Genomic DNA, 25091 nt, shown 5'->3' with positions numbered 1-25091 from the left:
GCGACGACCCGGGCCCCCGGTGCTCGTGAACACCCCGTCACACGATCGGCACGGCGAACCAGTTGAACGACAAGCCGGGCGGGCCACGGCGCTCAATGGCCATCCGCAAGGCGCGTGCACAACCTGGCGAGTGCGTGGCCGGCAAGGAGGCCCCGTCGATCTTTGCCGTCGTCAAAGGCCCTTGAGGACACGATCAAGTGCCGACCGGCCTGCGGGCCCCAGTTCGGCTTGCCGCCGGGCAGGCCCCGGTCCCCGTTCTGGCCCATCAGCATCAGGAACAGGCTCTTCATCGCGGCCAGTCCGCGTGCCCGCCGGACGGCCGCCTCATCCGCTTGTGCGTAGCTGTCGAAAAATCGTGAGGCGCCGCCCGCCGGGAGCAGCAGCCAGGCGGCCGCGAGGTCCGACGCCGGGTCACCGGCGAAGACCTCGCCGAAGTCGATGACGCCCGTCAGTGTCCCGTGCGCGATGACGACGTTCGCGGGATGGAGGTCGCCGTGCACCCACACGGGGGCCCACCCACCCGGGGGCCGCGGCCGCGTCGTCCCAGATCTCCTGGACGGCGTGAAGGAGCGCCGTCCGCCCGGAGAGCGGGGGTCGCGGCATCCGGTGCGTGCCCTCGCAAGGCGGAGGATCAGCGTCGTCGATGGCCCGGACGTACGTGGATGACTCCGACAACGCCGCGCGTGTGCGTGCCGGGCGTCGCGAGCCAGGCGGGACTTTCGAAACACGCCCTAGCCCCTGACGCTCTCCAGGGCGTCCTCGAGCGTGGCGACAGGCGTCAGCGCCGGCCCGAGCCCCGCCACGCTCAGTACCCGCAGACCGAACGGGTCGGTGCAGATCAGGGCCATCCGGCCGCCGCGCTCGACGGTCCGCTCGCGGGCCCTGCGCAGTTCGTCCACGGCGGAGCTGTCGAAGAAGTCGGCGGGCCGCAGATCGACGATGAGCCGGGCGCGGTCCCGGGTGGTGGCCGCGTCCAGCTGCAGCCGTACCTCGGGGGCCGTGGCGAGGTCTATGTCACCGAAGAGCTGCACCAGCGGTACGCCGTGGATCACACGGCTGAACGTGGCGCGGGGCGCTTCGGGCCGGGGAACCGGGGTGCAGGAGGCGGGGTACCGTCCGGCGTAATGGTCCATACGTGTCCCTTGGGCTCTGCTGTGGCCGCACGACGGCGGAGTGGGGGGTTCTGTCGGCGTGGGTGCCGCCGGGGGCTGGGACGACCTTACAAACGGTAGTGAAGCGCCGCGCGCAGAAACGTTCTTACCCACGGCAACAGACCCGGGAGAGTGAATAATTAGCTCTTCGCTTTACCGGGCCTTGGTTATTTGCTAGCGCGGTGACGTCAACCGGCATACAGACAACGCCAGGACCCGCCGGGAAGAGCCCGGCGGGTCCTGGCGTTCTGGCGCACGCGTGATATGTGCGGCGCGCGGTGTTCAGTGCGCGGCAGCGGCCTCGCCCGTCCGCGCGGCAGCGGTGGGCTTCGGCACGAGGAGCCGTTCCGCCAGGTGTCCGAAGAGCAGCCCGAACGTGGTCCACAGGGTGATCTGGATGGCGAGGGACGCCAGCCGGAACTGCCAGACCAGAGTGGCGGGGAAGCCCTCGGGGACTTCGTTGACCGACGGCAGGAAGGCGTAGGCCAGCCCGACGGCGACGACGAAGGCGGCCGACGCGGTGACCGTGGCGTTCCAGTTGCCCAGCCTCGGGGCCAGCCGCCTGCCGAGGATCGTGGCACCGACGGCCAGCAGGACGCTGAGCACGATCATCAGGAAGTACAGCGTCGTGCGCTTGCCGATGGTGTCGGCATTGCCGACGGCCGGCGGATTCGCCGGATACTTGAGGAACGGTACGACGTAGACGGCCACGAGCGCCCCGAAGGAGAGCAGCGCGGCCGTGGCCCGCACCCCGAACCTGCCCACGCGGCCGAGCGCGACACAGAAGGCGAGCGCGGCGATACCGCCGACCGCCACACCGAAGATCAGCACACCGGTCGCGAGTCCGGCGGTGGACTGCAGCGAGCGGCTGACGGCCTCCATGCCGTGCTCGTGGCTGTGGGCCTCCTCGAAGGCGATGGCCGAGTCCACGCGGGGCTCGCCCAGGAGGTACGCGACGACCAGCGCGAGCACGCCGGCGGCGAGGCCGGCGAGCATGCCGCGGACGAGCAGGGCCCTGACGGATATGGAGTTCATGAGGGGAGTCCTGGTTCCGTCACTCAGTGGCAGGGGAAGCCGAGCAGATGGCGTCCGTCGTGGACCCATTCGTGCACGTTCTCACCGGAGATGACGGAGATGGCGCCCTGCTCGGCGCCGACGAAGTAGAGCAGGACCAGCATGAGGATGCCGAAGAAGACAGCCCAGGGGGCGATGGCCTTCAGCGATATGGGGGTGATGGCGCTGGGGGTGGTGGTGCTGGTGGCGGGGGCAGCGAACTGTGCCATGGCCGAACCTCCTGGGGAACACGCGTCCCGATCGTGGTGCCTGAGACGAAGGTGCCTGGGTCTGACTTCCCGCAGGGGTACGGGTACACAGTGGCGCGACCGTGCCGGACTCTCACCGGACTTCCGTCACACCGTCGTCATTTCCCTGCGACGGTACCCCCTGTGTCAGGGGCACCGCTACAGTGCCCCGGCCCGATCTCCCGCGGGCCCGGGGCCCGGTCTCCCGCGGGCCCGGCGGACGGCGAACGCGGCCGGTCGGCCAGGGAGGAATCCAGTTCCCCGCCGGTGAACACTGAAGGCTGACGGAGCGTCGTCCCGTCCCGCGCGGCGAAGTCCTCCCGGCCCCGGCCGCGGGCTACGCCGTATCCACTCGTTTCCTCGCCAGGTAAACGGTGTTGGCCGAGGTTCCGCCCTGGAGCGGATTGTCGAAATCGACCACCCGGGCCTCCGTTTCCGCGAACACCTCCGCGAGCACGGCGCAGAACTCCTCGTCGGGCGGGTCGTTCGACCACAGCGCGAAGACCCCGCCCGGGTGCAGGCGGTCGGCGAGAGACCGCAGGCCCTCGGGCCGGTAGAGCGCCGCGTGGCTCGGGTGCAGCACATGGCGTGGCGAGTGGTCGACGTCCAGCAGGACGGCGTGGAAGCGCCGGCCCGGCGCTTCCGGGTCCAGCCCCCGGGAGTCGCGGGCCATCGCGAAGAAGTCGCCGCGCACCAGCCGGCAGCGGGGATCCGACGCCAGCCCGGCTCCCAGCGGCACCAGGCCCCGCCGGTGCCACTCGATCACCTCACCCAGCGCGTCGACCACGATCAGCGAGCCCACACGTACGTCGTCCAGCGCGGCCCGTGCGGTGTATCCGAGGCCCAGCCCGCCCACGACGACGTCGATCCGTTCGTCCTCGGGCAGGCTGTCCGGCAGTTTCCCCAGGCCGAGCCGGGTGAGCGCGATCTCGCCCGCCGTGAAGAGGCTGGACATGAGGAACTCGTCGCCGAGTTTCACCTCGTACACGTCCTCGCCCGACACCGGGTCCCGGCGCCGCCGCAGACTGATGTCGCCCATGGGCGTCGGACGCCAGTCGATCTCCTCGAAACGCGCGCTCATCCGCTGTCCTTTTCCGCCGCCGGTAACCGTGTCGGCGCGTCGTGATGTTCCTGTACGCGGCATTCCCCGGCCGTGAACACGCTCCGGGGGGCGGTCTGCGGTGGGCTCACGCGTCGATGATGACGGGGATGACGAGGGGCTTGCGGTGATGCGTCCTGAAGGCCCAGGAACTCACCGCGCGGCTGATGAGCTGTTCCAGCTGGTGCGCGTCCCCGACCCCTTCCCTGGCCGCGGCCGCGAGGGTCTTCTCGATCACCGGGATCAACGACTCGAAGGTGGAGTCGTCGTGGACGAACCCGCGCGCGAGGAAGTCGGGAGCCTCGGCGAGGAGTCCCGTGTCGGCGTCGACGATCGCCACCACCGTGAGGACGCCTTCCTCGGCCAGGGTGAGCCGGTCCTTCAGGGACGCCTCGGTGGCGCCGCCGACCGACATGCCGTCCACGTAGACATTGCCCGCGGGCACCTTGCCGGTGACGGACACCCGGCCGTTCACCAGATCGACGACGACGCCGTCCTCGGCGATGACCACGTTCCTGGGGTCGATCCCCGTACGGATGGCGAGGTCGCCGTTGGCCCGCAGATGACGCCACTCGCCGTGCACGGGCATGACGTGCCGGGGCTTGATGATGTTGTAGCAGTACACCAGCTCGCCCGCGCTGGCGTGCCCGGAGACGTGCACCTTCGCGTTGCCCTTGTGGACGACGTTGGCGCCCCACCTGGTCAGCCCGTTGATCACCCGGTAGATGGCGTTCTCATTGCCCGGGATCAGGGAACTGGCGAGCAGGACGGTGTCGCCCTTGCCGATCCGGATCATGTGGTCGCGGTTGGCCATCCGGGAGAGCGCGGCCATCGGCTCACCCTGCGATCCCGTGCACACCAGCGTGATCTTGTGGTCCGGCAGCTTCTCCAGCTCCTTGAGGCCCACGACCAGGCCCTCGGGGACCTTCAGATAGCCGAGTTCGCGGGCGATGCCCATGTTGCGGACCATCGACCTGCCGACGAAGGCCACCTTGCGCCCGTACTGATGGGCGGCGTCCAGCACCTGCTGGATACGGTGCACATGGCTGGCGAAGCTGGACACGATGACCCGGCGCGGAGCGGTGCGCAGCACCTGCTCGATCGCGGGGTTCAGATCGCGCTCGGAGGTGGTGAAACCGGGCACCTCGGCGTTGGTGGAGTCGACGAGGAAGAGGTCGACGCCCTCCTCGCCGAGACGGGCGAACGCGCGCAGGTCGGTGATGCGGTCGTCCAGCGGGAACTGGTCCATCTTGAAGTCACCGGTGTGCAGCACCATCCCGGCGCCGGTACGGATCGCGACCGCGAGACCGTCGGGGATGGAGTGGTTGACCGCCACGAACTCACAGTCGAAGGGACCGAAACCGCGCCGGTCGCCCTCACGCACCCGCGCCGTACGCGGCCGGATGCCGTGCTCCTTGAGCTTGGCCTCCAGAAAGGCCAGCGTCAGCTTGGAGCCGACCACCGGGATGTCGGCCCGCTCGCGCAGCAGGTACGGCACACCGCCGATGTGGTCCTCGTGGCCGTGGGTCAGCACGATGGCGACCACATCGTCCAGACGGTCCCTGATCGACGTGAAGTCGGGCAGGATGACATCGACCCCGGGCTGGTTCTCCTCGGGGAACAGCACGCCGCAGTCGACGATCAGCAGTTTTCCCGCATACTCGAAGACGGTCATATTGCGGCCGATCTCCCCGAGACCGCCGAGGGCGACGACCCTCAGCCCTCCGGCAGGCAGGGGCGGCGCGGTTTTCAGGTCGGGATGCGGATGGCTCATATTTTGACGTTACCGGAGGGTGTCGTACACGCTTTCATCCGGTGGCGATCACCCGCCGGCCGCCACACCCGCGGACGTCCTGAGCGCGACCCCGCGCGTGACCCGAGGCCGGTCCGGACACCGGGCCCGGCCCGCGGGGAGGGTCCGCGCTCCGGCGTTCGCAACCCACTTTTACGTCAGAGTAGATTGAGGTCGGCACACAGAGACAGAGGTGCGTCAACAGACGGGCACGCGGCATGCGGCGCCCGGCTTCTGTTGGAACGACGCGCGTGCGCTGCGCTGCGTACGGGAGTGCCCGCGTGAGCCGGGCGGCCGTGGTCGCAGGCAGACGAAACAGGCGTACGAGGAACTGGCGGCGACATTGCGGAACTATTGGGTACGAGCGGATCTGCGCTGCGCGCACCGGTGCCTGGAACGGGCGGCGGAGAACTTCGCACCCTCCTTGCACGGTCGTCCGGCCCGGACGCCGGACGCGCCGGCGGGCGCCTCCAAGGCGGCCCGATGAGTACCGCGGGCGAGCAGGCGGCGAGCGAGGCCGCCCGGAGGCGTACCTTCGCGGTGATCAGCCACCCCGACGCGGGCAAGTCGACGCTCACCGAGGCCCTGGCCCTGCACGCGCAGGCGATCACCGAGGCGGGCGCGGTACACGGCAAGTCGGGACGGCGCGCGGTCGCCTCCGACTGGATGGAGATGGAGAAGGCCCGAGGCATCTCGGTGACCTCGGCGGTGCTGCAGTTCGCCCACCGCGACCGCGTGCTCAACCTCCTCGACACCCCGGGTCACGCGGACTTCTCCGAGGACACCTACCGGGTGCTGGCGGCGGTGGACTGCGCGATCATGCTCATCGACGCGGCCAAGGGCCTTGAGGAGCAGACCCGCAAGCTCTTCGACGTCTGCCGGCACCGCAGGATCCCGGTGATCACCTTCGTCAACAAGTGGGACAGGCCGGGCCGCGAGGCCCTGGAGCTGATGGACGAGATCGAGCGCGAGTTCCGGCTGCGCCCCACGCCCGTCACCTGGCCGGTCGGCACCGCCGGTGACCTGCGCGGTCTGGTCGACGCGCGCCACCCCGAGACGATGCTGCGCTACACCCGCACCCCCGGCGGCGCCCACGAGGCCGTCGAGGAGACGATCACGGCGGAGCAGGCGACGGGCGAGGAGGGCACCTGGTGGGAGCAGGCCACCGAGGAGCTGGAACTGCTCCGTGAGGAGGGGGCCGAGTACGACAGGGACTCCTTCCTGGCCGGCACGTCCACCCCCGTCTTCTTCGGCGCCGCCGTCTCCAACATCGGCGTACGGCTGCTGCTGGACGCCGTGGTCGACCTGGCCCCCGCCCCGGGCCCGCGCGAGCTGGAAACCGGCGGCAGCCGCCCGGTGGACGCGCCGTTCTCCGGGCTCGTGTTCAAGGTGCAGGCGAACATGGACCCGTCCCACCGGGACCGGATCGCGTTCCTGCGCGTGTGCTCGGGCGTCTTCGAGCGGGGCAGCACGGTCATCCGCGCCACCTCCGGCAAGCCGTTCGCCACGAAGTACGCGCACAGCGTCTTCGGCCAGGACCGCTCCTCGGTCGACACGGCGTACCCCGGTGACGTGGTGGGCGTGGGCAACGCCGCCGCGCTCCGGGTGGGCGACACGCTCTACGACGGACCGGCCGCGCAGTTCCCTCCCATGCCCACCTTCGCACCGGAGCACTTCGCCGTCGCACGTCCCGCCGACGTCAGCCGGTCCAAGCAATTCCGGCGGGGGATCGCCCAGTTGGACGAGGAGGGCGTGGTCCAGGTCCTCACCTCCGACCTGCGGGGTGACCAGTCTCCGGTCCTCGCCGCCGTGGGACCCATGCAGTTCGAGGTGGTCTCCCACCGCATGGCGGGCGAATTCTCCTCCCCCATACGGCTGGAGCCCCTTCCGTACCACCTGGCGCGGGCGACCGACGCGGCCGGAGGAGAGGCGCTGAACGGCTCCCGGCTGGTCAGGGGCGAAGCCCTGGTGCGCGTCCGCGACAAGGCCGTACTCGCCCTGTTCCCGGACCGCTGGCAGGCCAACTCCTTCGAACGGGCCTTCCCCGACGCCCGCTTGGACCATCTCCTGGCCGCCCACGAGTAGTTCGCCACCCGGCCGCCACCGGCCCCGCCACGCGGCGGAGTTGACGGCGGCCGGGGGCTCACTCGGCCCGGAAATCAGTTCGCGGTGAGGTAGTTGACCGTGAGGCGACCGCCGTCGGTGGCACTGTTGTTGGCGTCGGTCTGCTGGTAGTCACCGACCTGCCAGCGGACAGCCATGCCCTTGAACGAGGAGTTGAGGGCGATGGTCTTGCTTGCGCTCTCGCCGGTGGAGGTCACCGCGACGGACGACGTCAGGTTGTTGCCGTCGGCGACGATGTGGAACGAGAAGGCCTGGTTCATCGGAACGCCCTCCAGCAGCGTGGCGGTGTCCGTGCCCGCGACGTCCGGGTTCTTGCGGACGGCCACCCAGACGCGGCCCGACGTGTAGTGGAGCATGAGCAGCGGCACGGAGGAGTTCGAACCGCTGCCGTGGATCTGCCCGATGATGATGTCGTCGCTGCCGGCCGGCAGTTGCTGCATGGTGACGTCCGACGAGAGCGTGTGGCTGCCCGACCCGGCGGTGAAATCACTGGTGCGCACCAACTCGGTGCGCGGATGCGCCGAGTTGGGCGTCGTCGCGCCCTTGGTGGGAGCCCAGAAGGTGAGCGTGCCGCTGGAGTTGCGGGTCAGCCAGGGCGCGGTGACGACGGCCGGGTTCTTCGTGACGGAAGCGCCACTCTGCTCGCCGGACGAGTTCACCGGCAGGGTCAGCTTCCACCCGCTCAGCGACACGGTGGCCGCGGGCTGCGCGGAAGCGCCCTGAGCGGTGACCAGCAACGTACCCGCCGCCAGAACAGCCGCGAGAACCCCGGCAGTCCGCCGGGAGCGAGCCTTGCGGGAAGAGAAGCGTGCGATGCGCTGGGACATGTGACTGCCCTTCTCCTGTGGGGGATGCGTGTTCACATACATGCATTTCCGGCACTGGTGTGAACACTTGGGAGAGTAGAGCGGGTGGGTCGAGGGCGCAGCCCCTGGCACGGTAAAGAGTTCGGGGCGCGCGAGGTTCACATACGTGGGGTGATGTGGTCTCGGGGCGCGGGCGTTCCCGTGACCGCGCAGGCGCGGCCGTGGCAGGGTGTGGCGGAGCCCGCAGGGGTCCGCTCAGGCCCGCGGGAAGGCGCATGGGAGGGATCGGGTCGGGCACGTACCGTCCGGCCTCGCACCAGTCATCGACGACCTCGCCCAGAGCGTCCCCGTCATCCTCACCTCACGCACCGGCTCAGGCCCGGTCCTGCGCATTCTTCTCACCACCCGCACCGACCGGGCCGCCAGCGCAACTGAGTTCACCCACCACAGCTGACAGGCACCCGCATCCAGTCGCCCAGGACATCGAATCAGCCGAAATGCCGGGGTGGCGGACGCCGGCCTCGCCTGTCTGTGACGATCTGTTCAGCGCACCGACCGAGTGGGAGGGCCAATGGGCAGGCAAGTCAAGTGCGGATCGACGAAGACCACGACCGGCAAGCCATGTCAGAACCCAGCGATGATCGGCTACTCACGCTGCCAGGTCCACCGAGGTGAGTGGACGCCTCGACAGAAGAAGAAGACCAAGAAGCGCTGACAGGGTCTGGGCGGCGCCCCGGGGGTATGCGGCCCGGCATCTGTACGGCGGCGGTGGCACTCAGAAGCGGTACGTATCCTTCCAGCGCTTGCGATGGGCGCGATCTCCTTGGCCAGTGCCGTTCAACGGCAGCATGGCCTGCAGCGGAGTGCCCGTGTTCCACGCACCCAGCAGATCGCGGTGAACGGCGAGCACACCGTGTTGGACCGCGAGCGCGAGCGCCGCCCTGCTGAAAGGACAGGTGGCCGCAAACACGGCCACGTCGGCTTTGTGGTGCAGCCAGGCGGTGCCGATGAACTTCTGCATGTCGCCGCTGGGTACGTACCGGTGCGGGGCGTAGTGCTTGCACTGGACGACCAGCCGCCGGCCGTCGGGAAGGGTGGCGATGACGTCGGCCCCCAAGTCGCCTGATTTACCGCTCACTTCGACGTCGGTGCACCCGTCGCGACGGCACAACCCTGCGACATACCGCTCGAAATCCTGCCAGCTCATCGCGTCCACCTCGGCCAGTGACCGGCGACCGACGCGGATCGCGTCCTCCTCGCGCCACCGTCGGTCCCGGCTCCGTACCAGCCGGTCCGTGCGCCAGAGCCACCAGACCGCACCACCGACACCGCTGAGGGCAGCGATGCCCGCGAGGTACGGCCAGACCTGCGACCAGAACGCCGTCAACAAGATCAGCGCTGACGCACCACCGCCTAAGGCCGCGTTCCGCCGGTCCCGCTGTCTCTTCCGTGCAGCCGACCGGCGCTTGCGCTTCCTCGCCACGCGTCTTCCTTCCCCTCTGGAAACTGGTTGCTGAGAGTCTGGGCGAGGACCCTGCCGAAAGAGAAGACCGCGCTCGTGGCCGGTGGCCCGATTACGCCGCCGACCGGGCAGCTCGACCGGTCGACGGGCGCTGGTGTTGGGCGCAGACGATCCCGGAACGGCAGTAGGGGCCGCTACCCGAAGGGGGTAGCGGCCCCTACTGCTTTTGCTGACTTCACGTCAGAGGAACGGCCGGTCTGTGCACGCCCGGTACACATGAGAAGAACTCTCGCAGGTCACAGCCTGTTCCCAAGCCACCCGGCTCCGCCCTTTAGATGTCGAAGTACAGCTCGAACTCGTGCGGGTGCGGGCGCAGCTGGATCGGGGCGATTTCCTTGGTGCGCTTGTAGTCGATCCACGTCTCGATCAGGTCCGGCGTGAAGACGCCGCCCGCCTGGAGGTACTCGTTGTCCGCTTCCAGGGCGTCGAGGACGGCCGGGAGGGAGGTCGGGACCTGGGGGACGCCCGCGTGCTCTTCGGGGGCCAGTTCGTAGAGGTCCTTGTCGATCGGCTCGGCCGGCTCGATCTTGTTCTTGATGCCGTCGAGGCCCGCGAGGAGGAGCGCCGAGAAGGCGAGGTACGGGTTCGAGGACGGGTCCGGCGCGCGGAACTCGACGCGCTTGGCCTTCGGGTTCGAGCCCGTGATCGGGATGCGCATCGCGGCGGAGCGGTTGCGCTGCGAGTAGACCAGGTTGACCGGGGCCTCGAAGCCGGGGACCAGGCGGTGGTACGAGTTCACCGTCGGGTTCGTGAAGGCCAGCAGCGACGGGGCGTGCTTGAGGATGCCGCCGATGTAGTAGCGGGCGGTGTCCGAGAGGCCCGCGTAGCCCTGCTCGTCGTAGAAGAGCGGCGTGCTGCCGTTCCACAGCGACTGGTGGACGTGCATGCCGGAGCCGTTGTCACCGAAGATCGGCTTGGGCATGAAGGTCGCGGTCTTGCCGTTCCGCCAGGCGACGTTCTTCACGATGTACTTGAAGAGCATCAGGTCGTCGGCCGCGGCCAGCAGCGTGTTGAACTTGTAGTTGATCTCGGCCTGGCCCGCGGTGCCGACCTCGTGGTGCTGGCGCTCGATCTGGATGCCGGAGGCCTCCAGCTCGAGGGAGATCTCGGCGCGCAGGTCGGCGAAGTGGTCGACCGGCGGGGCCGGGAAGTAACCGCCCTTGTAGCGGACCTTGTAGCCGCGGTTGTCCTCCGTGGAGCCCGTGTTCCAGGCGCCGGCCTCGGAGTCGATGTGGTAGAAGCTCTCGTTCGACGTGGTGTTGAACCGCACGCTGTCGAAGACGTAGAACTCGGCCTCGGGGCCGAAGTACGCGGTGTCCGCGATGCCGGTCGACGCGAGGTAGGCCTCGGCCTTCTTGGCGATGTTGCGCGGGTCGCGGCTGTACTGCTCGCCCGTGATCGGGTCGTGGATGAAGAAGTTGATGTTGACCGTCTTGTCACGGCGGAAGGGGTCCACCCGCGCGGTCGACAGGTCGGCGCGGAGCGCCATGTCCGACTCGTGGATGGCCTGGAAGCCGCGGATCGAGGACCCGTCGAAGGCCAGCTCCTCGTTCGGGTCGAACGCCTTCGCCGGGATCGTGAAGTGCTGCATCACGCCCGGCAGGTCGCAGAAACGGACGTCTACGAACTTGACGTCCTCGTCCGCGATGAACTTTTTGGCGTCGTCGGCGTTCTGGAACATCCAGCTCCTCCTCCTCCCGACCCGGGAAGGGGCGGGGGTCTCTCGCTCGGTGGTGCGGCCAGTGCGGTGGCACACGCTGGATCCGACCTTAGATATCGGGGATTTCTCAAGCATGACCCATTTGTTTCGCCCAAGTTAACCGGACGTGCCGCGAGCTGGGGTGCGCCACGGCTTCGCGCCCCGCGCGCGCTCCCGGTTCACCCCCCGGTTCAAGAGGGGCAAACGGGGTCGCAGTACCGTGTACGGGTGGACAACAGGGACGCAATCGGATCATGGATTTCCGGGCCCCGCGCGGCCGCCGAGGACATGGGTGTCGACTTCGGGTACCGGGGTCAGCGGCTCGGTCTGCCGGAGGAGGGGCCCGGCTCGGTGGCCAGGTTCGGACGGCGTATCGGTGCGCTGTGCGTCGACTGGGCGCTGTGCGTGCTGATCGCATACGGACTGCTCGCGCGCGGTGACTGGCAGGCGTCGGGGAACTGGGCGCTCGGCGTCCTTCTCGTACTGAGCGTCCTCACCGTCGGCACGGTCGGCTTCACCCCCGGCAAGCGCCTCTTCGGGCTGCGTGTCGTCGCGGAGGACGGCGGACGGATCGGTACGGGGCGCGTGCTGGTCCGCAGTGTCCTGCTGTGCCTCGCCATCCCCGCGCTGATCTGGGACCGCGACGGACGCGGACTGCACGACCGCCTCGCCCGCGCCGTACAGGTGCGGATCTGAGAGAGCCGGGCCCGGAAACGTAACCCGGAGACGTAAAGAGGGCGGTTCCCGGAGCGATGGCTCCCGGAACCGCCCTTCTGATGAGCGTTCAGCGTGACTTTCCGCCGCGCGGCATCCGCATGCCCTTGGGCATGGGCCCCTTTGGCAACGGCATGTTGTTCATCAGGTCACCCATCGCCCGAAGCCGGTCGTTGGTCGCCGTGACCTGCGGGCCCGCCAGTACCCTCGGCAGCTTCAGCAAGGTCGTACGGACCTTCGTCAGCGGCACCTGGCCCTCGCCGTCACCGACGATGATGTCGTGCACGGGGACGTCCACGACGATCCGTGCCATCCGCCTCTTCTCCGCCGCGAGCAGAGTCTTCAGCCGGTTCGGGTTGCCCTCGGCCACCAGGACGATCCCCGCCTTGCCGACGGCGCGGTGCACGACGTCCTGGCTGCGGTTCATCGCGACCGCGGGTGTCGTGGTCCAGCCACGGCCCACGTTCTCCAGTACGGCCGCGGCGGCGCCCGGCTGGCCCTCCATCTGCCCGAAGGCGGCGCGCTCGGCGCGGCGGCCGAAGACGATCGCCATCGCGAGGAACGCCAGGATGAAGCCCAGGATGCCCGCGTAGACCGGGTGGTTGATCAAGAAGCCGACCGCGAGGAAGACACCGAAGGTGACGATTCCCACACCCGCGACGACAAGACCGACCTTGGAGTCGGCCCGCCGGGTCATCTTGTAGGTAAGGGCGATCTGCTTCAGTCGCCCCGGGTTCGCAGTAGTGTCTGCGTTTTCCTTCCTCGCCATGCGAAAGAGTTTACGTGGCGCGGGAGGCGCGGTCCGACACCGCCTCCAGTACCTGCTGCACCTCGACCCGGTCCTTGGCCCTGCGGCGGTCCTCGAGGACCGCGGTCCAGGCGTTCCGGCGGGCCGTCCGCTGGCCGCCGGCGAGCAGCAGCGACTCTACGGCGCGCAGCGCGGTGGAGACGGAAGGCCTGGTCGTGGGGCGGGGAAGGGTGCTGGTGGTGCGGGTGGTGGCCACCATTGCCTCGGTGGCGGGTCCTACCGGCGCGGCCTGCATGATGGCGGTCCCCCTAGGAGCCGTGGCGAGCGTGGAACTAGCGTCTCCGACCGGTGTTACCAGCGGGTGACTGGGCGGTCAAACTCGAATGAAACCCCGAACCGGTCCCGGTAAAGCGCTGACGCGGCCCGTACGCGCCTCCCCACCTGCGGAGAGCGTCCGGACCGCGCCCTGATCTTTTACTACCGATCAGTAGGAGCTTGTGCTCCGTTTCACACGCTTACGCGCCTGCTTCTCACGCGTACACGCGCCGCTTCTCACGCCTGCACGCGCCTACGCGCTCTGCCCGGCGGCCACCGCGCCACGGCGCTCGATCGCCTGCTGGAACAGCCGGCCCGCGCGGTACGAGGACCGCACCAGCGGACCTGACATCACGCCGGAGTAGCCGATCTCCTCGGCCTCCTCCTGAAGCTCCACGAACTCGTGCGGCTTCACCCAGCGTTCGACCGGGTGGTGCCGTACGGAAGGCCGCAGGTACTGCGTGATCGTGATCAGCTCGCAGCCCGCGTCGTACAGGTCCTGAAGCGCCTCGCTGACCTCCGCGCGCTCCTCGCCCATGCCCAGGATCAGGTTGGACTTGGTGACCAGACCGGCCTCGCGGGCCCGCGTGATCACTTCGAGCGAGCGCTCGTACCGGAAGCCGGGGCGGATCCGCTTGAAGATCCGCGGCACCGTCTCGACGTTGTGCGCGAGTACCTCGGGACGGGACGAGAAGACCTCGGCCAGCTGCTCGGGCTCGGCGTTGAAGTCGGGGATGAGCAGCTCGACCTTCGTGCCGCCCGCGGCACGCTCCGCCGTCTGGGCGTGGATCTGGCGCACGGTCTCGGCGTACAGCCACGCGCCGCCGTCCGGCAGGTCGTCGCGGGCGACGCCGGTGATCGTGGCGTAGTTCAGGTCCATGGTGACGACCGACTCACCCACCCGGCGCGGCTCGTCACGGTCCAGCGCTTCCGGCTTGCCCGTGTCGATCTGGCAGAAGTCGCAGCGTCGCGTGCACTGGTCACCGCCGATGAGGAAGGTCGCCTCGCGGTCCTCCCAGCATTCGAAGATGTTCGGACAGCCGGCCTCCTGGCAGACCGTGTGCAGGCCCTCGCTCTTCACGAGCTTCTGCAGCTGTTGGTACTCGGGTCCCATTTTCGCCCGGGTCTTGATCCACTCGGGCTTGCGCTCGATGGGGGTCTGGCTGTTCCGGACCTCCAGGCGCAGCATCTTGCGTCCGTCGGGTGCGACAGCGGACACGTCCGGCACCTCTCTCTGCTGGCGCGGCATTCGATTCTTCGGCGAACACCAGGTTACGCCCGTTGTTTGCGTGGCATTACGTGTGGCCAACCCATGGCCAGAGGGACGCATTCCCCCGGGGCCTCCCGGCCCGTGCGCGTCCCCGTGCGCGTTTCTCAGGCGCTCGCGTGCTCGATCTCCCGCGGCTGCGGCTCCGCGTGCTCCAGAACGTCCCGCAGGTGCTTCTCCACCACGGGTACGACATCCGCGATCGTGACGTCCCTGCCCAGCTCGTTCGCGAGCGACGTGACGCCCGCGTCCCGGATCCCGCACGGCACGATCTTGTCGAACCAGGTGTTGTCCGGGTTCACGTTCAGCGAGAAGCCGTGCATCGACACGCCCTTGGCGATCCGGATACCGATCGCCGCGAGCTTGCGGTCCTCCCGGCGCTGGCCCGCGTTGGACGGGGCGTACTCCGGGCCGTTCAGCCGCGGGTCGAACTCGTCGTCCCGCATCCGGGGGTCGAGGTCCAGCGACAGGCCGCCCACCGAGGGCCGCTCCGCGACCGGATCGCCGAGCACCCAGACCCCGCTGCGGCCCTCCACCCGGGTCGTCTCCAGGCCGAACTCGGCGGCCGTGAGGATCAGGGCGTCCTCCAGCCGGCGCACGTGCGCGATGACGTCCACCGGGCGCGGCAGCTTGAGGATCGGGTAGCCCACCAGCTGGCCGGGGCCGTGCCAGGTGATCTTCCCGCCGCGGTCCACGTCCACCACGGGGGTGCCGTCCAGAGGGCGTTCGCTGTCCTCCGTACGCCGTCCCGCCGTGTAGACCGGGGGGTGTTCCAGCAGCAGGCAGGTGTCGGGGATCTCGTCCGCGAAACGGGCCGCGTGCACCCGGCGCTGCTCCTGCCAGGCTTCCTGGTAGTCGACGGAGTCCTTGCCGAACCCCAGATGGACATACCGCAGCTCACTCACGGCAGCGCCTCCTCAGTACCCGCCCTGCGCGCGAATCGCGCTCCCGCAACTGTACGGCGGCCCCGCGCGCGGAGGCCGGGCAGGTACTCCCGGGCACCCGTCAGCGACTCCGGCAATTCTCACACGATCGGATGAATATGGGACGAACCTGACAGTGTGGGTGGTCGATACCGCTAAATTCGCGCCGTTCCATGTGGGCTGCTTCCCGGCCCGGAAGGCAGGAGACCGAACAGCTGATGTCGGAACGACCTCCGCAGCGCATCCCCAACCGCCAGCTCGCCGCGCTCATCGCAGAAGCCGGTTTCTCCAACGCGGGACTTGCCCGCCGGGTGGACCAGCTCGGTCTTGAACACGGCCTCGACCTCCGGTACGACAAGACGTCGGTGACGCGCTGGCTGCGCGGACAGCAGCCACGCGGCACGACGCCCGCCCTGATCGCCGAGGTCTTCACCCGCCGCCTCGGCCGCCGGCTCTCCGCACAGGACCTGGGCCTCGAAGCCTGCGCCCCGGTCTACGCGGGGCTCGAATTCGCCGCCACCCCCGAAGAAGCCGTCGACATCGTGGCCGGTCTCTGGCGCAAGGACTCGGGCAGCCACACCGAACTGCGCAAGATCGCGTTCACCCCGGCCGGACTCGTCGTGCCCAGCAGGGACTGGCTGATCGGCCGCGCCGACGAACGGGTCGGCCACCCCGACCTCGCACCGCAGAACAGCGCGCGGGTGCCGTCCCAGGGGCGCGCCGCGCCCGCCGTGCCCCGGCAGCGCACCGAACGCGGCGCAGGCCAGCGGGTCACCGCCGGAGACGTCGAGGCCCTGCGCTCCGTCGGCGACCTCTTCCGCACCCTCGACCAGACGTACGGCGGCGGCCACGCCCGGCAGGCGCTCGTCCGCTACCTCGAACACGAGACGGAGCCGATGCTGCGCGGACTGTACGGAGAGACTGTCGGACGCAAGCTCTTCGGCGCCGCCGCCGATCTGACCCGGCTCGCCGGCTGGACCTCGTACGACATCGCCGCCCACGGCCTCGCCCAGCGCTACTTCGTCCAGGCGCTGCGGCTCTCCCAGGCGGCGGGCGACCGGGCCTACGGCTCGTACGTCCTGATCACCATGAGCCGGCAGGCCGTCCATCTCGGCCACGGCCGCGAGGCGGTCCAGCTCGCGCGCGTCGCCCAGCAGGGCGTCGGCTCGTCGGCTCCGCCGGTCGTCCAGGCGCTGCTGCACGCGGTCGAGGCGCGCGGCCACGGCGTACTCGGCGAGGTACGGGCCTGCACCGCCTCGCTCGTACGGGCCGAACGCGCCCTGGAGGCCGCGCGGCCCGGCGACGAAGTGCCGCACTGGGGACGCTCCTTCGACGAGGCACAGCTCGCCGACGACTTCGGCCACTGCTACCGCGATCTCCAGCAGTACCGATCCTCCGCCCAGTACGCCGAACGCTCACTCCAGCTGCGCGCACCGGCGCTCGCGCGCAGCCGTCTCTTCTGCGGCGTCGTGCTCGCCTGCGCCCGTCTCGGCCTCGGCGAACTGGACCAGGCGTGCCTGCTGGGCGCGGAAGCCGCCCAGCAGGCCACCCAGATCCGTTCGGCGCGGGCCGCGGAGTACGTACGGGACTTCGAACGGCGCCTGGAGCCCTACCGGGACGCCGCGGCCGTACGGAACTACCGCGAGCGGGTCGCGTCGATGGGCTGACCGCTACGCCGCGGCCGGCAGCGCCGCCGCCCCCGGCTTCACCCCCAGGTCCGCCAGGATCGCGTGGGCGGCCCTGCGGCCCGAGAACAGCGCGCCCTGCGCGGTGTTCACATCGCGGTGGTCCCCGCACACGTACAGGCCCGCCAGCAGCCGCACGGTACGGCGCGCGTCGTGCGGCGGAGGCATCGCGGGCACGGCCTCCGGGTCGTGGTGGACGGCCAGCGTCTCCCAGTCGTCCGTCGGAGTCCCGTAGAGCTTCGCGAGATGCGCGCGGACCGCGCGCTCCAGCTCGGCGGCGGGGGGCGGGGTACCGAGCACCGCCGACGAGATCAGCACGCGCCCGCCGGGCGCGCGCGACGGATCGACCTCGCTCATCACGGCCGTGTGTGCGACGGGACCGCCGCCCGGCTCCGCGTCCAGCAGCAGCGCGGGATCGGCCAGCGGAGAGACGGGCGCGGTGTGGTGAAGGGTCGTCACCGGATGGAACGCGGGCACCCGCAGCCCCGGCAGCAACTCCGCCGCCGCACGCGCGCCGGTCGCGAACAGCAGCGAGCGGCTGGTGATCTCGCCGTGCTCCTTCGTGGTGACGCAGTTGATGGCCGCGTCCGTCACACAGGTGTCCGTATGCACCGTGCCCTCCGGCAGCGCCGCCGCCAGCAGCTCCGGCAGCGTGGCCGCGCCGCCCGCGGTCACACACAGCCGACCCCGGGCGAAACCGCGCAGCGCGAGGTCCGCGACACGGCTCGACGTGGTCAGGTCCGGGTCGCAGAGCAACGCGGCCAGCAGCGGCCGGAAGAACCCGTCGACCGTGCGGGCGGGCAGACCGCGCCCGGTGAGCGCGTCCAGCGTGGTCCGCTCCGACCGGGCGAGCAGCCGGGCCGTCGGTACGGTCGCCAGCCGGCCGAGCGCCGCCGCGAGCCGCGCCTGATCGAGCGCGCCCCCTGTTCCACCCAGCGGAGGCCGGGGGGCGCTCGCCAGGGCGCGCGCGGCACTCAGTGCGCTCCGCGCGCTCCGTACGGCTCCGGTCCTGTACTGCCGGCCGTCGCTGTGCAGCAGCACGCCCGGGGAGAACATGCGCAGCGAGGCGGCCTCGAGCCCCGGTGCGCTGAGCAGTTCGGCATACGAAGTGCTGAGCAGCTGACTCGTACGGTCGAGGCGGAACCCGTCGACCTCTTCGGTGGCCATACGCCCGCCGATGTAAGGGGCGGCCTCCAGGACGCGGACTGTTACACCGGCGCTGATCAGGTGGTGCGCGGCGGCCAGCCCGGCAATACCGGCTCCGATGATGACGACGTCTGCGGTGTGCGGTGTACGTGATCTGTGAGCGGTGCTGAGCACGAGCCCCTCCCCGAGGTCGGCGCGGCGGTGGGGGCTGCTGCCCCCGACGGGCTCTCGGAAAGCCCGGGTTCGGCTAGAGCGTAGGAAGCGCCGGGGCCTGCGGGGTCCGCGCGCGGAGGGGGTCACCGGTGCATGGGGGTGGCACGGGTGGCACGGGGTCGCCGTCCGGCGCGGTTTCGCCGTCCGGCGCGGGCGGCGGGGTACGGCGGCACGGGGTCGCCGTCCGGCGCGGCGCGTGGTGCGTTGCGGTTGTCGCAGGGACCACCGGGCCACCGTCCGGCGCGGGCCCGGCAGGGTTGCGGTTGTCGCCGGTCCGCGCCGCCGTCGTGGGCTGGGGTGTTGTGCGTTGGGGTTGTCGCCGGGTTCCGCGCAGGGGAAGTGTCCGCCACTGCATGATTTACGGCGCGTGGGCGCGTAGTGGACACCGGGCCGGTGGTTAGTGCGCCGCAAAGTCACGCTCTACGTTCTGGACACCACCCCTCCACGGCCCCCTTCCACCCGCCGGCGGGCGGTCGCTCAGGCCCCCATGCGACCCGGCCCGCGCCGGACGGCGAAACGCGGCCTCCGGCCTCAGGCCGCGCGGATCGCCGCGTCAATCGTCGGAAACGCGAACCTGAACCCCGACTCCAGCAGCTTCGCCGGCACCACCCGCTGGCTGCCCAGCACGTCCCCCGCGAACTCCCCGAGCGCCACCCGGATCGCCGCCGCCGGTACCGGGAACGCCGTGGGCCGCCGCAGTACCCTCCCCATCGCCGCCGTCACCTCGCGGTTGGTGACCGGCGCCGGGGCCGTCAGGTTCACCGGGCCCCGCAGGGTTTCCGTGTCGAGCAGGTGCCGCAGCGCCGCCACGTGGTCGTGCAGGGCGATGAAGCTCCAGTACTGCCGGCCGGTGCCGAGGCGTCCGCCCAGGCCCGCCTGGAAGATCGGGAAGAGCCGGGCCCAGGCGCCACCGCTGCGCGCGATGACCAGGCCGGTGCGGGCGAAGACCGTGCGGATGCCGGCTTCTTCGGCTGCTGCCGCCGCTGCTTCCCACTCGACGCAGACGGACGGCAGGAAGCCCTCGCCGGGAGGCGCGGTCTCGTCCACCGCGGTGTCGCCGGTGTCGCCGTAGAAGCCGATGGCGGAACCGCACAGCAGGACCCGGGGGCGGTCGGGGAGGGAGGCGACGGCCTCGGCGATCGCGGCCGTGCCGAGGACCCGGCTGTCCCGGATCTCCTTCTTGTACGCGTCGGTCCAGCGCCGGTCGCCGACCCCCGCGCCCGCGAGGTGTACGACCGCCTCGCAGCCCTGGAGGCCGCGCGTGTCGACGTGTTGCCGCTTGGGGTCCCATTCGACCTCGTCGCCCGTCCGGGGAGGCCGCCGTACCAGACGGAGCACTTCGTGCCCGTCGGTGCGCAGGGAGCGTACGAGCGTTCTGCCGATGAGACCGGTGGAGCCGGTGACCGCGATCTTCATCGCTCCATCCTGCCCTCGCGGAACGCCGTGGCACAGTACCGCCATGTCCGAGACTCAGATACGTTCCGCGTTCCTCGACGACGAGGACGAACTGGCGCAGTTGGACCGGGAGACCTGGTCGCCGCTGCACGCGGTGTCCGCGCGGCCGAAGGAGCCGTTCGACCCGTTCTTCGACGCCACGCACCGCCCGGAACACTTCCTGGTGGCCGAGGTCGCGGGCCGGCTCGCCGGGTACGTCCGGGTCGTATCGTCCACGTCGCTGGCGAGCAACGCGCACGTGCGGCAGATCCAGGGCCTGGTCGTGCACGAGTGGGCCCGCGGCCGGGGAGTGGGGCGCGCACTGCTGCGAGCGGCCGCCGCGCTCGCGCGGGAACAGGGCGCGCGGCGGCTGAGGCTGGGGGTGCTGGGGTGGAACGACGCCGCGCGCCGTCTGTACGAGGCGGAGGGGTACGTGGTGGAGGGCGTGCTGCCGGGGGAGTTCCTGCTGGAGGGCAGTTACGTGGACGACGTACGGATGGGGCTGGACCTGACGACCTGACGTGACCGCCCGGCGGCCGGACACGCCCGCACCCGGCCGCCCGCGACAAGCGTCTCCCCGCCGCAAGGTCTCCCCGCCCGGTCAGACGCCCCCGAAGCGCTCCCAGAGCCGGGGAAAGCGTTCCGCCAGCGTCGCGTCGTCCTCCGGGTCGAGGGCCGTGCCCTCGGGCTGCGAGGGCTGGGACGCGATGCCGAGGTCGGGGGCCTCCACACCGGTCAGCTGCTCGTACGCCTCGTCCGCCGCGAACCCCAGCTCCTCGCCGTCCCCGTCGAGGTCCTCGTCGAACTCGTCCAGGAGATCGGCGAGGCTGTCCGGGTCGTACAGCGCGCCCTCGAAGATCTCGCGGCCCTGTCCGATGAGCCAGCACCGGAAGTAGTCGAAGGCGTCGTCGCTCGCGCCGCCGAGCAGGACGGCGGCCGCGCCCCACAGCTCCCAGCGGTACGCGCGGTTGTACCGCGACTCGAAGTGTCTGGCGAAATCCAGTACGGAGTCGGGGTCGAGCAGCACCAACCGCTCGACCAGCAGATCGGCATGGTCCTCGGGGTCGCCTCCGGCGGCCTCGCGGGTGCTGTCGATGATCTCCCAGAACTCCGTCTCGTCCATCACGGATACAGCATCGTGGTTACGGGAGAGCCGCGCACGCGGAGCCACGTAAAGGGCAGGTGTTTTGTCGGCGGACAACGGATGTCCCGCAGGTGCAGCCGTGCGAGGTGCGCGTGCTCCCGGCCGCACAGCGCGCGGGAGCCGGCCTCGCACAACGCGAGGGCTCAGCCGTACAGCTCGTGCATCCTGGCCGCCGCCCGCGCGAAGCGGATCCGCAGCGCGGACGGTTCCAGGACCTCCACATCCGGCCCCAGGGTGAGGAGTTGGGAGTACGCCACGTCCTGCGACTCCACCGGCAGGGTGAGCGTGAGCCGGCTCTCCGCGTCCGGTGGTCCCGCGGCGGCCAGCGCCTCCTGGGCGGCGGCGCGGTCCACGAGGTACGGCAGGCGCCTGGCGCCGTCCGCCGTGAGGCGGATCACGATCTCGGTCCGCAGGATCGAACGCGCGAACTGCGCCGCGCGCTCCGCCCAGAACGCGGACAGATCGAAGCTCTCGTCCCGTACGAAACGGGTCTCCAGGGGTTCGGCGGAGACGAACCGGTCGAGCCGGTAGACCCGGAAGGCGCTCTCGGAGCGCGCGCAGAGATACCAGACGCCCGCCTTGAGCACGAGACCGTACGGCGCCAGCTCGCGGTCCACCTCGGTGTCCTGGCGCCGGTAGCGGGCCTTGAGCACGCGGTCGCCCCACACCGCCTCGGCGACGGCCGGCAGCAGTTCGGGGGTGGCTGGTTCCTGATACCAGCCCGGCGCGTCCAGATGAAAGCGCCGCGCCGCGGAGTCCGGGGCGCAGCGCGCGGAGGGCAGCAGGGCGGCGGTCACCTTCAGCCGGGCGGCGGAGGCGGCGTCGGCGAGGCCCATTTCGCGCAGCGCGCCGGGGACTCCGGAGAGGAACAGCGCCTCGGCCTCGTCGCGGGCCAGCCCGGTCAGCCGCGTACGGTAGCCGCCCATCAGCCGGTAGCCGCCGGTTCTGCCCCGGTCCGCGCAGACCGGTATGCCGGCCTCGGAGAGCGCCTGGGCGTCCCGGGTGATGGTCCGCTCCGAGACTTCGAGCGCCTCGGCCAGTTCGGTTCCGGTCATGGAGGGTCTGGACTGGAGCAGGAGAACCATCTTGATCAGCCGGGCAGCACGCATGCCCACCATGATGCAAGGTGCCTTCCGGCCGGTCTGTGCCGGGCCCGGACATGTCCCGCGAAGAGCGCACCAAGTGCCCCCGGCAGGACGGGCCGCGGAACGCGGGGAGCCCCCGTCGCGGTGCGACGGGGGCTCCCCGGGGAAACGGTGCGGGATCAGAACCCGTAGCGCTCGCGGGCCTCGACGACGCGCTGCGGCTTGACCTCGCCGCGGCGGGCGAGCTGCGCCAGCACGGCGACGACGATCGACTGCGGGTCGACACCGAAGTGGCGGCGGGCCGCCTCGCGGGTGTCGGAGATGCCGAAGCCGTCCGTGCCGAGCGAGGAGTAGTCCTGCTCGACCCACTGGCTGATCTGGTCGGGTACCTGACGCATCCAGTCGCTGACCGCCAGGACCGGTCCCGGCGCGCCTTCCAGCGCGCGGGTCACGTACGGGACGCGCTCCTCGCCGCGCAGCAGCAGCGCCTCGTCGGCCGCCATCGCGTCACGGCGCAGCTCGCCCCAGGAGGTCGCGGACCAGACGTCGGCCGTGACTCCCCAGTCGGCGGCGAGCAGTTCCTGCGCCTCCAGGGCCCAGTGGATCGCCGTACCGGACGCCAGCACCTGCGCCCGGGGGGCGTCGGCCGCCGCCGGGGTGCCTTCCTTGAAGCGGTAGAGACCCTTGAGGATGCCCTCCTCGACGCCTTCCGGCATGGCGGGCTGCGGCTTGGGCTCGTTGTAGACCGTCAGGTAGTAGAAGACGTCCTCGGCGTCGGGGCCGTACATCCGGCGCAGGCCCTCCTTGACGATGACCGCGACCTCGTAGGCGAAGGCCGGGTCGTAGTTCAGGGAGGCCGGGTTGGTCGACGCGATGAGGTGCGAGTGGCCGTCGGCGTGCTGAAGGCCCTCACCCGTCAGGGTCGTACGGCCCGCGGTGGCGCCGACGATGAAGCCCTTGCCCATCTGGTCGGCGAGCTGCCACATCTGGTCGCCCGTGCGCTGCCAGCCGAACATCGAGTAGAAGATGTAGAACGGGATCATCGGCTCGCCGTGCGTCGCGTACGACGTCGAGGCGGCGATGAAGTCGGCCATCGAGCCGGCCTCGGTGATCCCCTCGTTGAGGATCTGCCCGTCCTTGGCTTCCTTGTAGTACATGATCTGGTCGCGGTCGACCGGGTCGTACGTCTGGCCGAGCGGCGAGTAGATGCCGGCCGACGGGAACAGCGCCTCCATACCGAAGGTGCGCGCCTCGTCGGGGACGATCGGGACCCAGCGCTTGCCGGTCTCCTTGTCCCGCATCAGGTCCTTCATCAGGCGGACGAAGGCCATGGTGGTGGCCACCGTCTGCTTGCCGGAACCCTTGTAGACCGCCTGGAACGGCTTGTCGGACGGCTCGGGCAGCGCGACGGCGTGCACGCGGCGGGCCGGCGCGGGGCCGCCCAGCGCGGCACGGCGCTCCTGGAGGTAGCGGACCTCGGGGGAGTCGGCGCCGGGGTGGCCGTACGGGACGAGGTCCACGTTCAGCTGCGCGTCCGAGATGGGCAGTTCGAGCAGGTCGCGCATGGCGCGGAACTGGTCGCCCGAGAGCTTCTTCATCTGGTGGTTGGCGTTGCGCGACTCGAACCCGGAGCCGAGCGTGTAGCCCTTCACCGTCTGCGCGAGGACCACGGTCGGCGCGCCCTTGTGGCCGAGGGCCGCGCGGTAGGCGGCGTAGACCTTGCGGGCCTCGTGGCCACCGCGGGAGGTGAAGAACAGCTCGGCGATCTTCGCGTCGGGCAGCAGCTTCGCCAGCTCGGCGAGCGCGGGCTCCGCGCCGAAGAAGTGCTCACGGATGTACGCGACGTCGCGGGCGGCGTACGTCTGGAACTGCGCGTCGGGCACCTGGCGCAGGCGGCGTACCAGCGCGCCCGTGGTGTCCAGGGCGAACAGCTCGTCCCAGGCGGAACCCCACAGGGACTTGACGACGTTCCAGCCGGCGCCGCGGAACTGGGCCTCCAGCTCCTGCACGATCTTGAAGTTGGCGCGGACGGGACCGTCGAGACGCTGGAGGTTGCAGTTGATGACGAAGGTGAGGTTGTCCAGACCCTCACGGGCCGCGAGCGCGAGGGCGGCCGTCGACTCGGGCTCGTCCATCTCGCCGTCACCGAGGAAGGCCCATACGTGCGAGCCCGACAGGTCCTTGATGCCGCGGTTGGTCAGGTAGCGGTTGAACCGTGCCTGGTAGATCGCGGAGAGCGGGCCGAGGCCCATGGAGACGGTGGGGAACTCCCACAGCCAGGGCAGCCGGCGCGGGTGCGGGTACGAGGGCAGGCCGTTGCCGCCGGCTTCCTGGCGGAAGTTGTCGAGCTGCTCCTCGGAGAGCCGGCCGTCGAGGAAGGCGCGAGCATATATGCCGGGGGAGGCGTGGCCCTGGACGTAGAGCTGGTCGCCGGAGCCGTCTCCCTCCTTGCCGTGGAAGAAGTGGTTGAAGCCGGTCTCGTACAGCCACGCGGCGGACGCGAAGGTGGCGATGTGGCCGCCGACGCCGTAGCGGGCGCCGCGGGTGACCATCGCGGCCGCGTTCCAGCGGTTCCACGCGGTGATGCGGGACTCCATCTCCAGGTCGCCGTCGAACTCGGGTTCGGCGGCGGTGGGGATGGTGTTCACATAGTCGGTCTCCAGCAGCGCCGGCACCGGTACCCCCGCCGTTCCGGCGTGCTGAAGCGTGCGCTTCATCAGGTACGCGGCGCGGTGCGGTCCTGCGTGTTCGGTGACGGCGTCGAGGGAGGCCGCCCATTCGGCGGTCTCCTCGGTGTCACGGTCCGGGAGCTGGTCCAGCTCGCTCGGAAGTTTGCCTACGGGGTCGGGCATGGTCGCCGCCTTCCGGACAGGACGGAGAGATGAAGAAGGGCCTTGTCTGGCAGGACGGGGCCGTGGGCTGT

General features: G+C 70.4%; 21 protein-coding genes and 1 pseudogene. 4 read left to right on the top strand and 18 right to left on the bottom strand.

Annotated features, from left to right (window positions below):
• Positions 1 to 171 precede the first annotated feature (171 nt).
• From ACIP6N_RS05750 to ACIP6N_RS05725, 6 genes and pseudogenes are all read right to left on the bottom strand, one after another.
• Positions 172 to 558: pseudogene (locus ACIP6N_RS05750) on the bottom strand (phosphotransferase); the annotation flags it as partial.
• A 173-nt stretch (positions 559 to 731) separates the two neighbouring features.
• Positions 732 to 1133, bottom strand: a complete 402-nt coding sequence (locus ACIP6N_RS05745; protein WP_401813160.1) for an anti-sigma factor antagonist — start codon at positions 1131 to 1133, stop codon at positions 732 to 734.
• Between the two features lie 300 nt (positions 1134 to 1433).
• On the bottom strand, positions 1434 to 2186 hold the full coding sequence (locus tag ACIP6N_RS05740; RefSeq protein WP_401813159.1) for a CbtA family protein: 753 nt from the start codon (positions 2184 to 2186) through the stop codon (positions 1434 to 1436).
• A 23-nt stretch (positions 2187 to 2209) separates the two neighbouring features.
• The gene (locus tag ACIP6N_RS05735) at positions 2210 to 2434 is read right to left on the bottom strand and encodes a CbtB-domain containing protein (protein ID WP_401813157.1); all 225 of its coding nucleotides are present in this window, start codon (positions 2432 to 2434) and stop codon (positions 2210 to 2212) included.
• Between the two features lie 355 nt (positions 2435 to 2789).
• Entirely contained in the window at positions 2790 to 3533 is a 744-nt protein-coding gene (locus tag ACIP6N_RS05730; RefSeq protein WP_401813156.1) for a spermidine synthase, read from the bottom strand.
• A 106-nt stretch (positions 3534 to 3639) separates the two neighbouring features.
• The gene (locus ACIP6N_RS05725; protein ID WP_401813154.1) at positions 3640 to 5325 is read right to left on the bottom strand and encodes a ribonuclease J; all 1686 of its coding nucleotides are present in this window, start codon (positions 5323 to 5325) and stop codon (positions 3640 to 3642) included.
• Positions 5326 to 5826: 501 nt separating this feature from the next.
• Between ACIP6N_RS05725 and ACIP6N_RS05720 the strand changes: the two genes are divergently transcribed.
• Positions 5827 to 7428: a peptide chain release factor 3 gene (locus ACIP6N_RS05720; RefSeq protein ID WP_401813152.1), complete on the top strand. Its 1602-nt coding sequence runs from the start codon at positions 5827 to 5829 to the stop codon at positions 7426 to 7428.
• A 74-nt stretch (positions 7429 to 7502) separates the two neighbouring features.
• On the opposite strand, the gene ACIP6N_RS05715 is transcribed toward ACIP6N_RS05720, so the two are convergent.
• The 3 genes from ACIP6N_RS05715 to glnA form a co-directional block, all read right to left on the bottom strand.
• A complete protein-coding gene (locus ACIP6N_RS05715) occupies positions 7503 to 8294 on the bottom strand; it encodes a polysaccharide lyase family 7 protein (protein WP_401813151.1) in 792 nt (263 codons plus the stop codon).
• A 754-nt stretch (positions 8295 to 9048) separates the two neighbouring features.
• Complete coding sequence (locus ACIP6N_RS05710; protein WP_401813509.1) at positions 9049 to 9618, bottom strand: restriction endonuclease; 570 nt, start codon at positions 9616 to 9618, stop codon at positions 9049 to 9051.
• Between the two features lie 448 nt (positions 9619 to 10066).
• Positions 10067 to 11476: a type I glutamate--ammonia ligase gene (gene glnA, locus ACIP6N_RS05705; protein WP_401813150.1), complete on the bottom strand. Its 1410-nt coding sequence runs from the start codon at positions 11474 to 11476 to the stop codon at positions 10067 to 10069.
• Positions 11477 to 11722: 246 nt separating this feature from the next.
• Between glnA and ACIP6N_RS05700 the strand changes: the two genes are divergently transcribed.
• Positions 11723 to 12190: an RDD family protein gene (locus ACIP6N_RS05700; RefSeq protein WP_401813148.1), complete on the top strand. Its 468-nt coding sequence runs from the start codon at positions 11723 to 11725 to the stop codon at positions 12188 to 12190.
• An 88-nt stretch (positions 12191 to 12278) separates the two neighbouring features.
• Here ACIP6N_RS05700 and ACIP6N_RS05695 read toward each other — a convergent pair whose 3' ends face one another.
• From ACIP6N_RS05695 to lipB, 4 genes are all read right to left on the bottom strand, one after another.
• Positions 12279 to 12977: a DUF4191 domain-containing protein gene (locus tag ACIP6N_RS05695; RefSeq protein WP_401813147.1), complete on the bottom strand. Its 699-nt coding sequence runs from the start codon at positions 12975 to 12977 to the stop codon at positions 12279 to 12281.
• Positions 12978 to 12987: 10 nt separating this feature from the next.
• Complete coding sequence (locus tag ACIP6N_RS05690) at positions 12988 to 13215, bottom strand: hypothetical protein (RefSeq protein ID WP_401813507.1); 228 nt, start codon at positions 13213 to 13215, stop codon at positions 12988 to 12990.
• Positions 13216 to 13524: 309 nt separating this feature from the next.
• Entirely contained in the window at positions 13525 to 14490 is a 966-nt protein-coding gene (lipA, locus tag ACIP6N_RS05685; RefSeq protein ID WP_401813145.1) for a lipoyl synthase, read from the bottom strand.
• 155 nt (positions 14491 to 14645) lie between these two features.
• Positions 14646 to 15443, bottom strand: coding sequence for a lipoyl(octanoyl) transferase LipB (lipB, locus tag ACIP6N_RS05680; RefSeq protein ID WP_401813144.1), 798 nt, complete (start codon positions 15441 to 15443; stop codon positions 14646 to 14648).
• 236 nt (positions 15444 to 15679) lie between these two features.
• Here lipB and ACIP6N_RS05675 point away from each other — a divergent pair, with 236 nt between their 5' ends.
• The gene (locus ACIP6N_RS05675; protein WP_401813143.1) at positions 15680 to 17128 is read left to right on the top strand and encodes a regulator; all 1449 of its coding nucleotides are present in this window, start codon (positions 15680 to 15682) and stop codon (positions 17126 to 17128) included.
• A gap of 3 nt (positions 17129 to 17131) precedes the next feature.
• Here the strand turns inward: ACIP6N_RS05675 and ACIP6N_RS05670 are convergent, their stop codons facing one another.
• Both ACIP6N_RS05670 and ACIP6N_RS05665 read right to left on the bottom strand, forming a co-directional pair.
• Positions 17132 to 18466 carry an NAD(P)/FAD-dependent oxidoreductase gene (locus ACIP6N_RS05670; protein ID WP_401813141.1) on the bottom strand — a complete coding sequence of 445 codons (1335 nt, stop codon included), beginning with the start codon at positions 18464 to 18466 and terminating at the stop codon, positions 17132 to 17134.
• A gap of 570 nt (positions 18467 to 19036) precedes the next feature.
• Entirely contained in the window at positions 19037 to 19921 is an 885-nt protein-coding gene (locus ACIP6N_RS05665; RefSeq protein ID WP_401813139.1) for a TIGR01777 family oxidoreductase, read from the bottom strand.
• Positions 19922 to 19964: 43 nt separating this feature from the next.
• On the opposite strand from ACIP6N_RS05665, the gene ACIP6N_RS05660 reads away from it, so the two are divergent.
• A complete protein-coding gene (locus tag ACIP6N_RS05660) occupies positions 19965 to 20459 on the top strand; it encodes a GNAT family N-acetyltransferase (protein WP_401813137.1) in 495 nt (164 codons plus the stop codon).
• 81 nt (positions 20460 to 20540) lie between these two features.
• Here the strand turns inward: ACIP6N_RS05660 and ACIP6N_RS05655 are convergent, their stop codons facing one another.
• The 3 genes from ACIP6N_RS05655 to aceE all read right to left on the bottom strand — a co-directional run bounded on the left by ACIP6N_RS05655 (position 20541) and on the right by aceE (position 25020).
• Entirely contained in the window at positions 20541 to 21062 is a 522-nt protein-coding gene (locus tag ACIP6N_RS05655) for a DUF4240 domain-containing protein (RefSeq protein WP_401813506.1), read from the bottom strand.
• 164 nt (positions 21063 to 21226) lie between these two features.
• The gene (locus tag ACIP6N_RS05650) at positions 21227 to 22192 is read right to left on the bottom strand and encodes a helix-turn-helix transcriptional regulator (protein WP_401813135.1); all 966 of its coding nucleotides are present in this window, start codon (positions 22190 to 22192) and stop codon (positions 21227 to 21229) included.
• Positions 22193 to 22347: 155 nt separating this feature from the next.
• On the bottom strand, positions 22348 to 25020 hold the full coding sequence (gene aceE, locus ACIP6N_RS05645) for a pyruvate dehydrogenase (acetyl-transferring), homodimeric type (protein WP_401813134.1): 2673 nt from the start codon (positions 25018 to 25020) through the stop codon (positions 22348 to 22350).
• Positions 25021 to 25091: the final 71 nt, after the last annotated feature.

It is taken from the genome of Streptomyces sp. NPDC088725, assembly GCF_044751305.1.
GTDB lineage: Bacteria > Actinomycetota > Actinomycetes > Streptomycetales > Streptomycetaceae > Streptomyces.
Note: the sequence above shows the minus strand (reverse complement) of the source record. Positions and strands in the feature narration are given on the sequence as shown.

Excerpts from the sequence above, each read along its gene's own strand:
- ACIP6N_RS05745 (WP_401813160.1), bottom strand. The coding sequence starts at position 1,133 with ATGGACCATTACGCCGGACGGTACCCCGCCTCCTGCACCCCGGTTCCC.
- ACIP6N_RS05740 (WP_401813159.1), bottom strand. The coding sequence starts at position 2,186 with ATGAACTCCATATCCGTCAGGGCCCTGCTCGTCCGCGGCATGCTCGCC.
- ACIP6N_RS05735 (WP_401813157.1), bottom strand. The coding sequence starts at position 2,434 with ATGGCACAGTTCGCTGCCCCCGCCACCAGCACCACCACCCCCAGCGCC.
- ACIP6N_RS05730 (WP_401813156.1), bottom strand. The coding sequence starts at position 3,533 with ATGAGCGCGCGTTTCGAGGAGATCGACTGGCGTCCGACGCCCATGGGC.
- ACIP6N_RS05725 (WP_401813154.1), bottom strand. The coding sequence starts at position 5,325 with ATGAGCCATCCGCATCCCGACCTGAAAACCGCGCCGCCCCTGCCTGCC.
- ACIP6N_RS05720 (WP_401813152.1), top strand. The coding sequence starts at position 5,827 with ATGAGTACCGCGGGCGAGCAGGCGGCGAGCGAGGCCGCCCGGAGGCGT.
- ACIP6N_RS05715 (WP_401813151.1), bottom strand. The coding sequence starts at position 8,294 with ATGTCCCAGCGCATCGCACGCTTCTCTTCCCGCAAGGCTCGCTCCCGG.
- glnA (WP_401813150.1), bottom strand. The coding sequence starts at position 11,476 with ATGTTCCAGAACGCCGACGACGCCAAAAAGTTCATCGCGGACGAGGAC.
- ACIP6N_RS05695 (WP_401813147.1), bottom strand. The coding sequence starts at position 12,977 with ATGGCGAGGAAGGAAAACGCAGACACTACTGCGAACCCGGGGCGACTG.
- ACIP6N_RS05690 (WP_401813507.1), bottom strand. The coding sequence starts at position 13,215 with ATGGTGGCCACCACCCGCACCACCAGCACCCTTCCCCGCCCCACGACC.
- ACIP6N_RS05675 (WP_401813143.1), top strand. The coding sequence starts at position 15,680 with ATGTCGGAACGACCTCCGCAGCGCATCCCCAACCGCCAGCTCGCCGCG.
- ACIP6N_RS05665 (WP_401813139.1), bottom strand. The coding sequence starts at position 19,921 with ATGAAGATCGCGGTCACCGGCTCCACCGGTCTCATCGGCAGAACGCTC.
- ACIP6N_RS05660 (WP_401813137.1), top strand. The coding sequence starts at position 19,965 with ATGTCCGAGACTCAGATACGTTCCGCGTTCCTCGACGACGAGGACGAA.
- ACIP6N_RS05655 (WP_401813506.1), bottom strand. The coding sequence starts at position 21,062 with ATGGACGAGACGGAGTTCTGGGAGATCATCGACAGCACCCGCGAGGCC.
- ACIP6N_RS05650 (WP_401813135.1), bottom strand. The coding sequence starts at position 22,192 with ATGCGTGCTGCCCGGCTGATCAAGATGGTTCTCCTGCTCCAGTCCAGA.
- aceE (WP_401813134.1), bottom strand. The coding sequence starts at position 25,020 with ATGCCCGACCCCGTAGGCAAACTTCCGAGCGAGCTGGACCAGCTCCCG.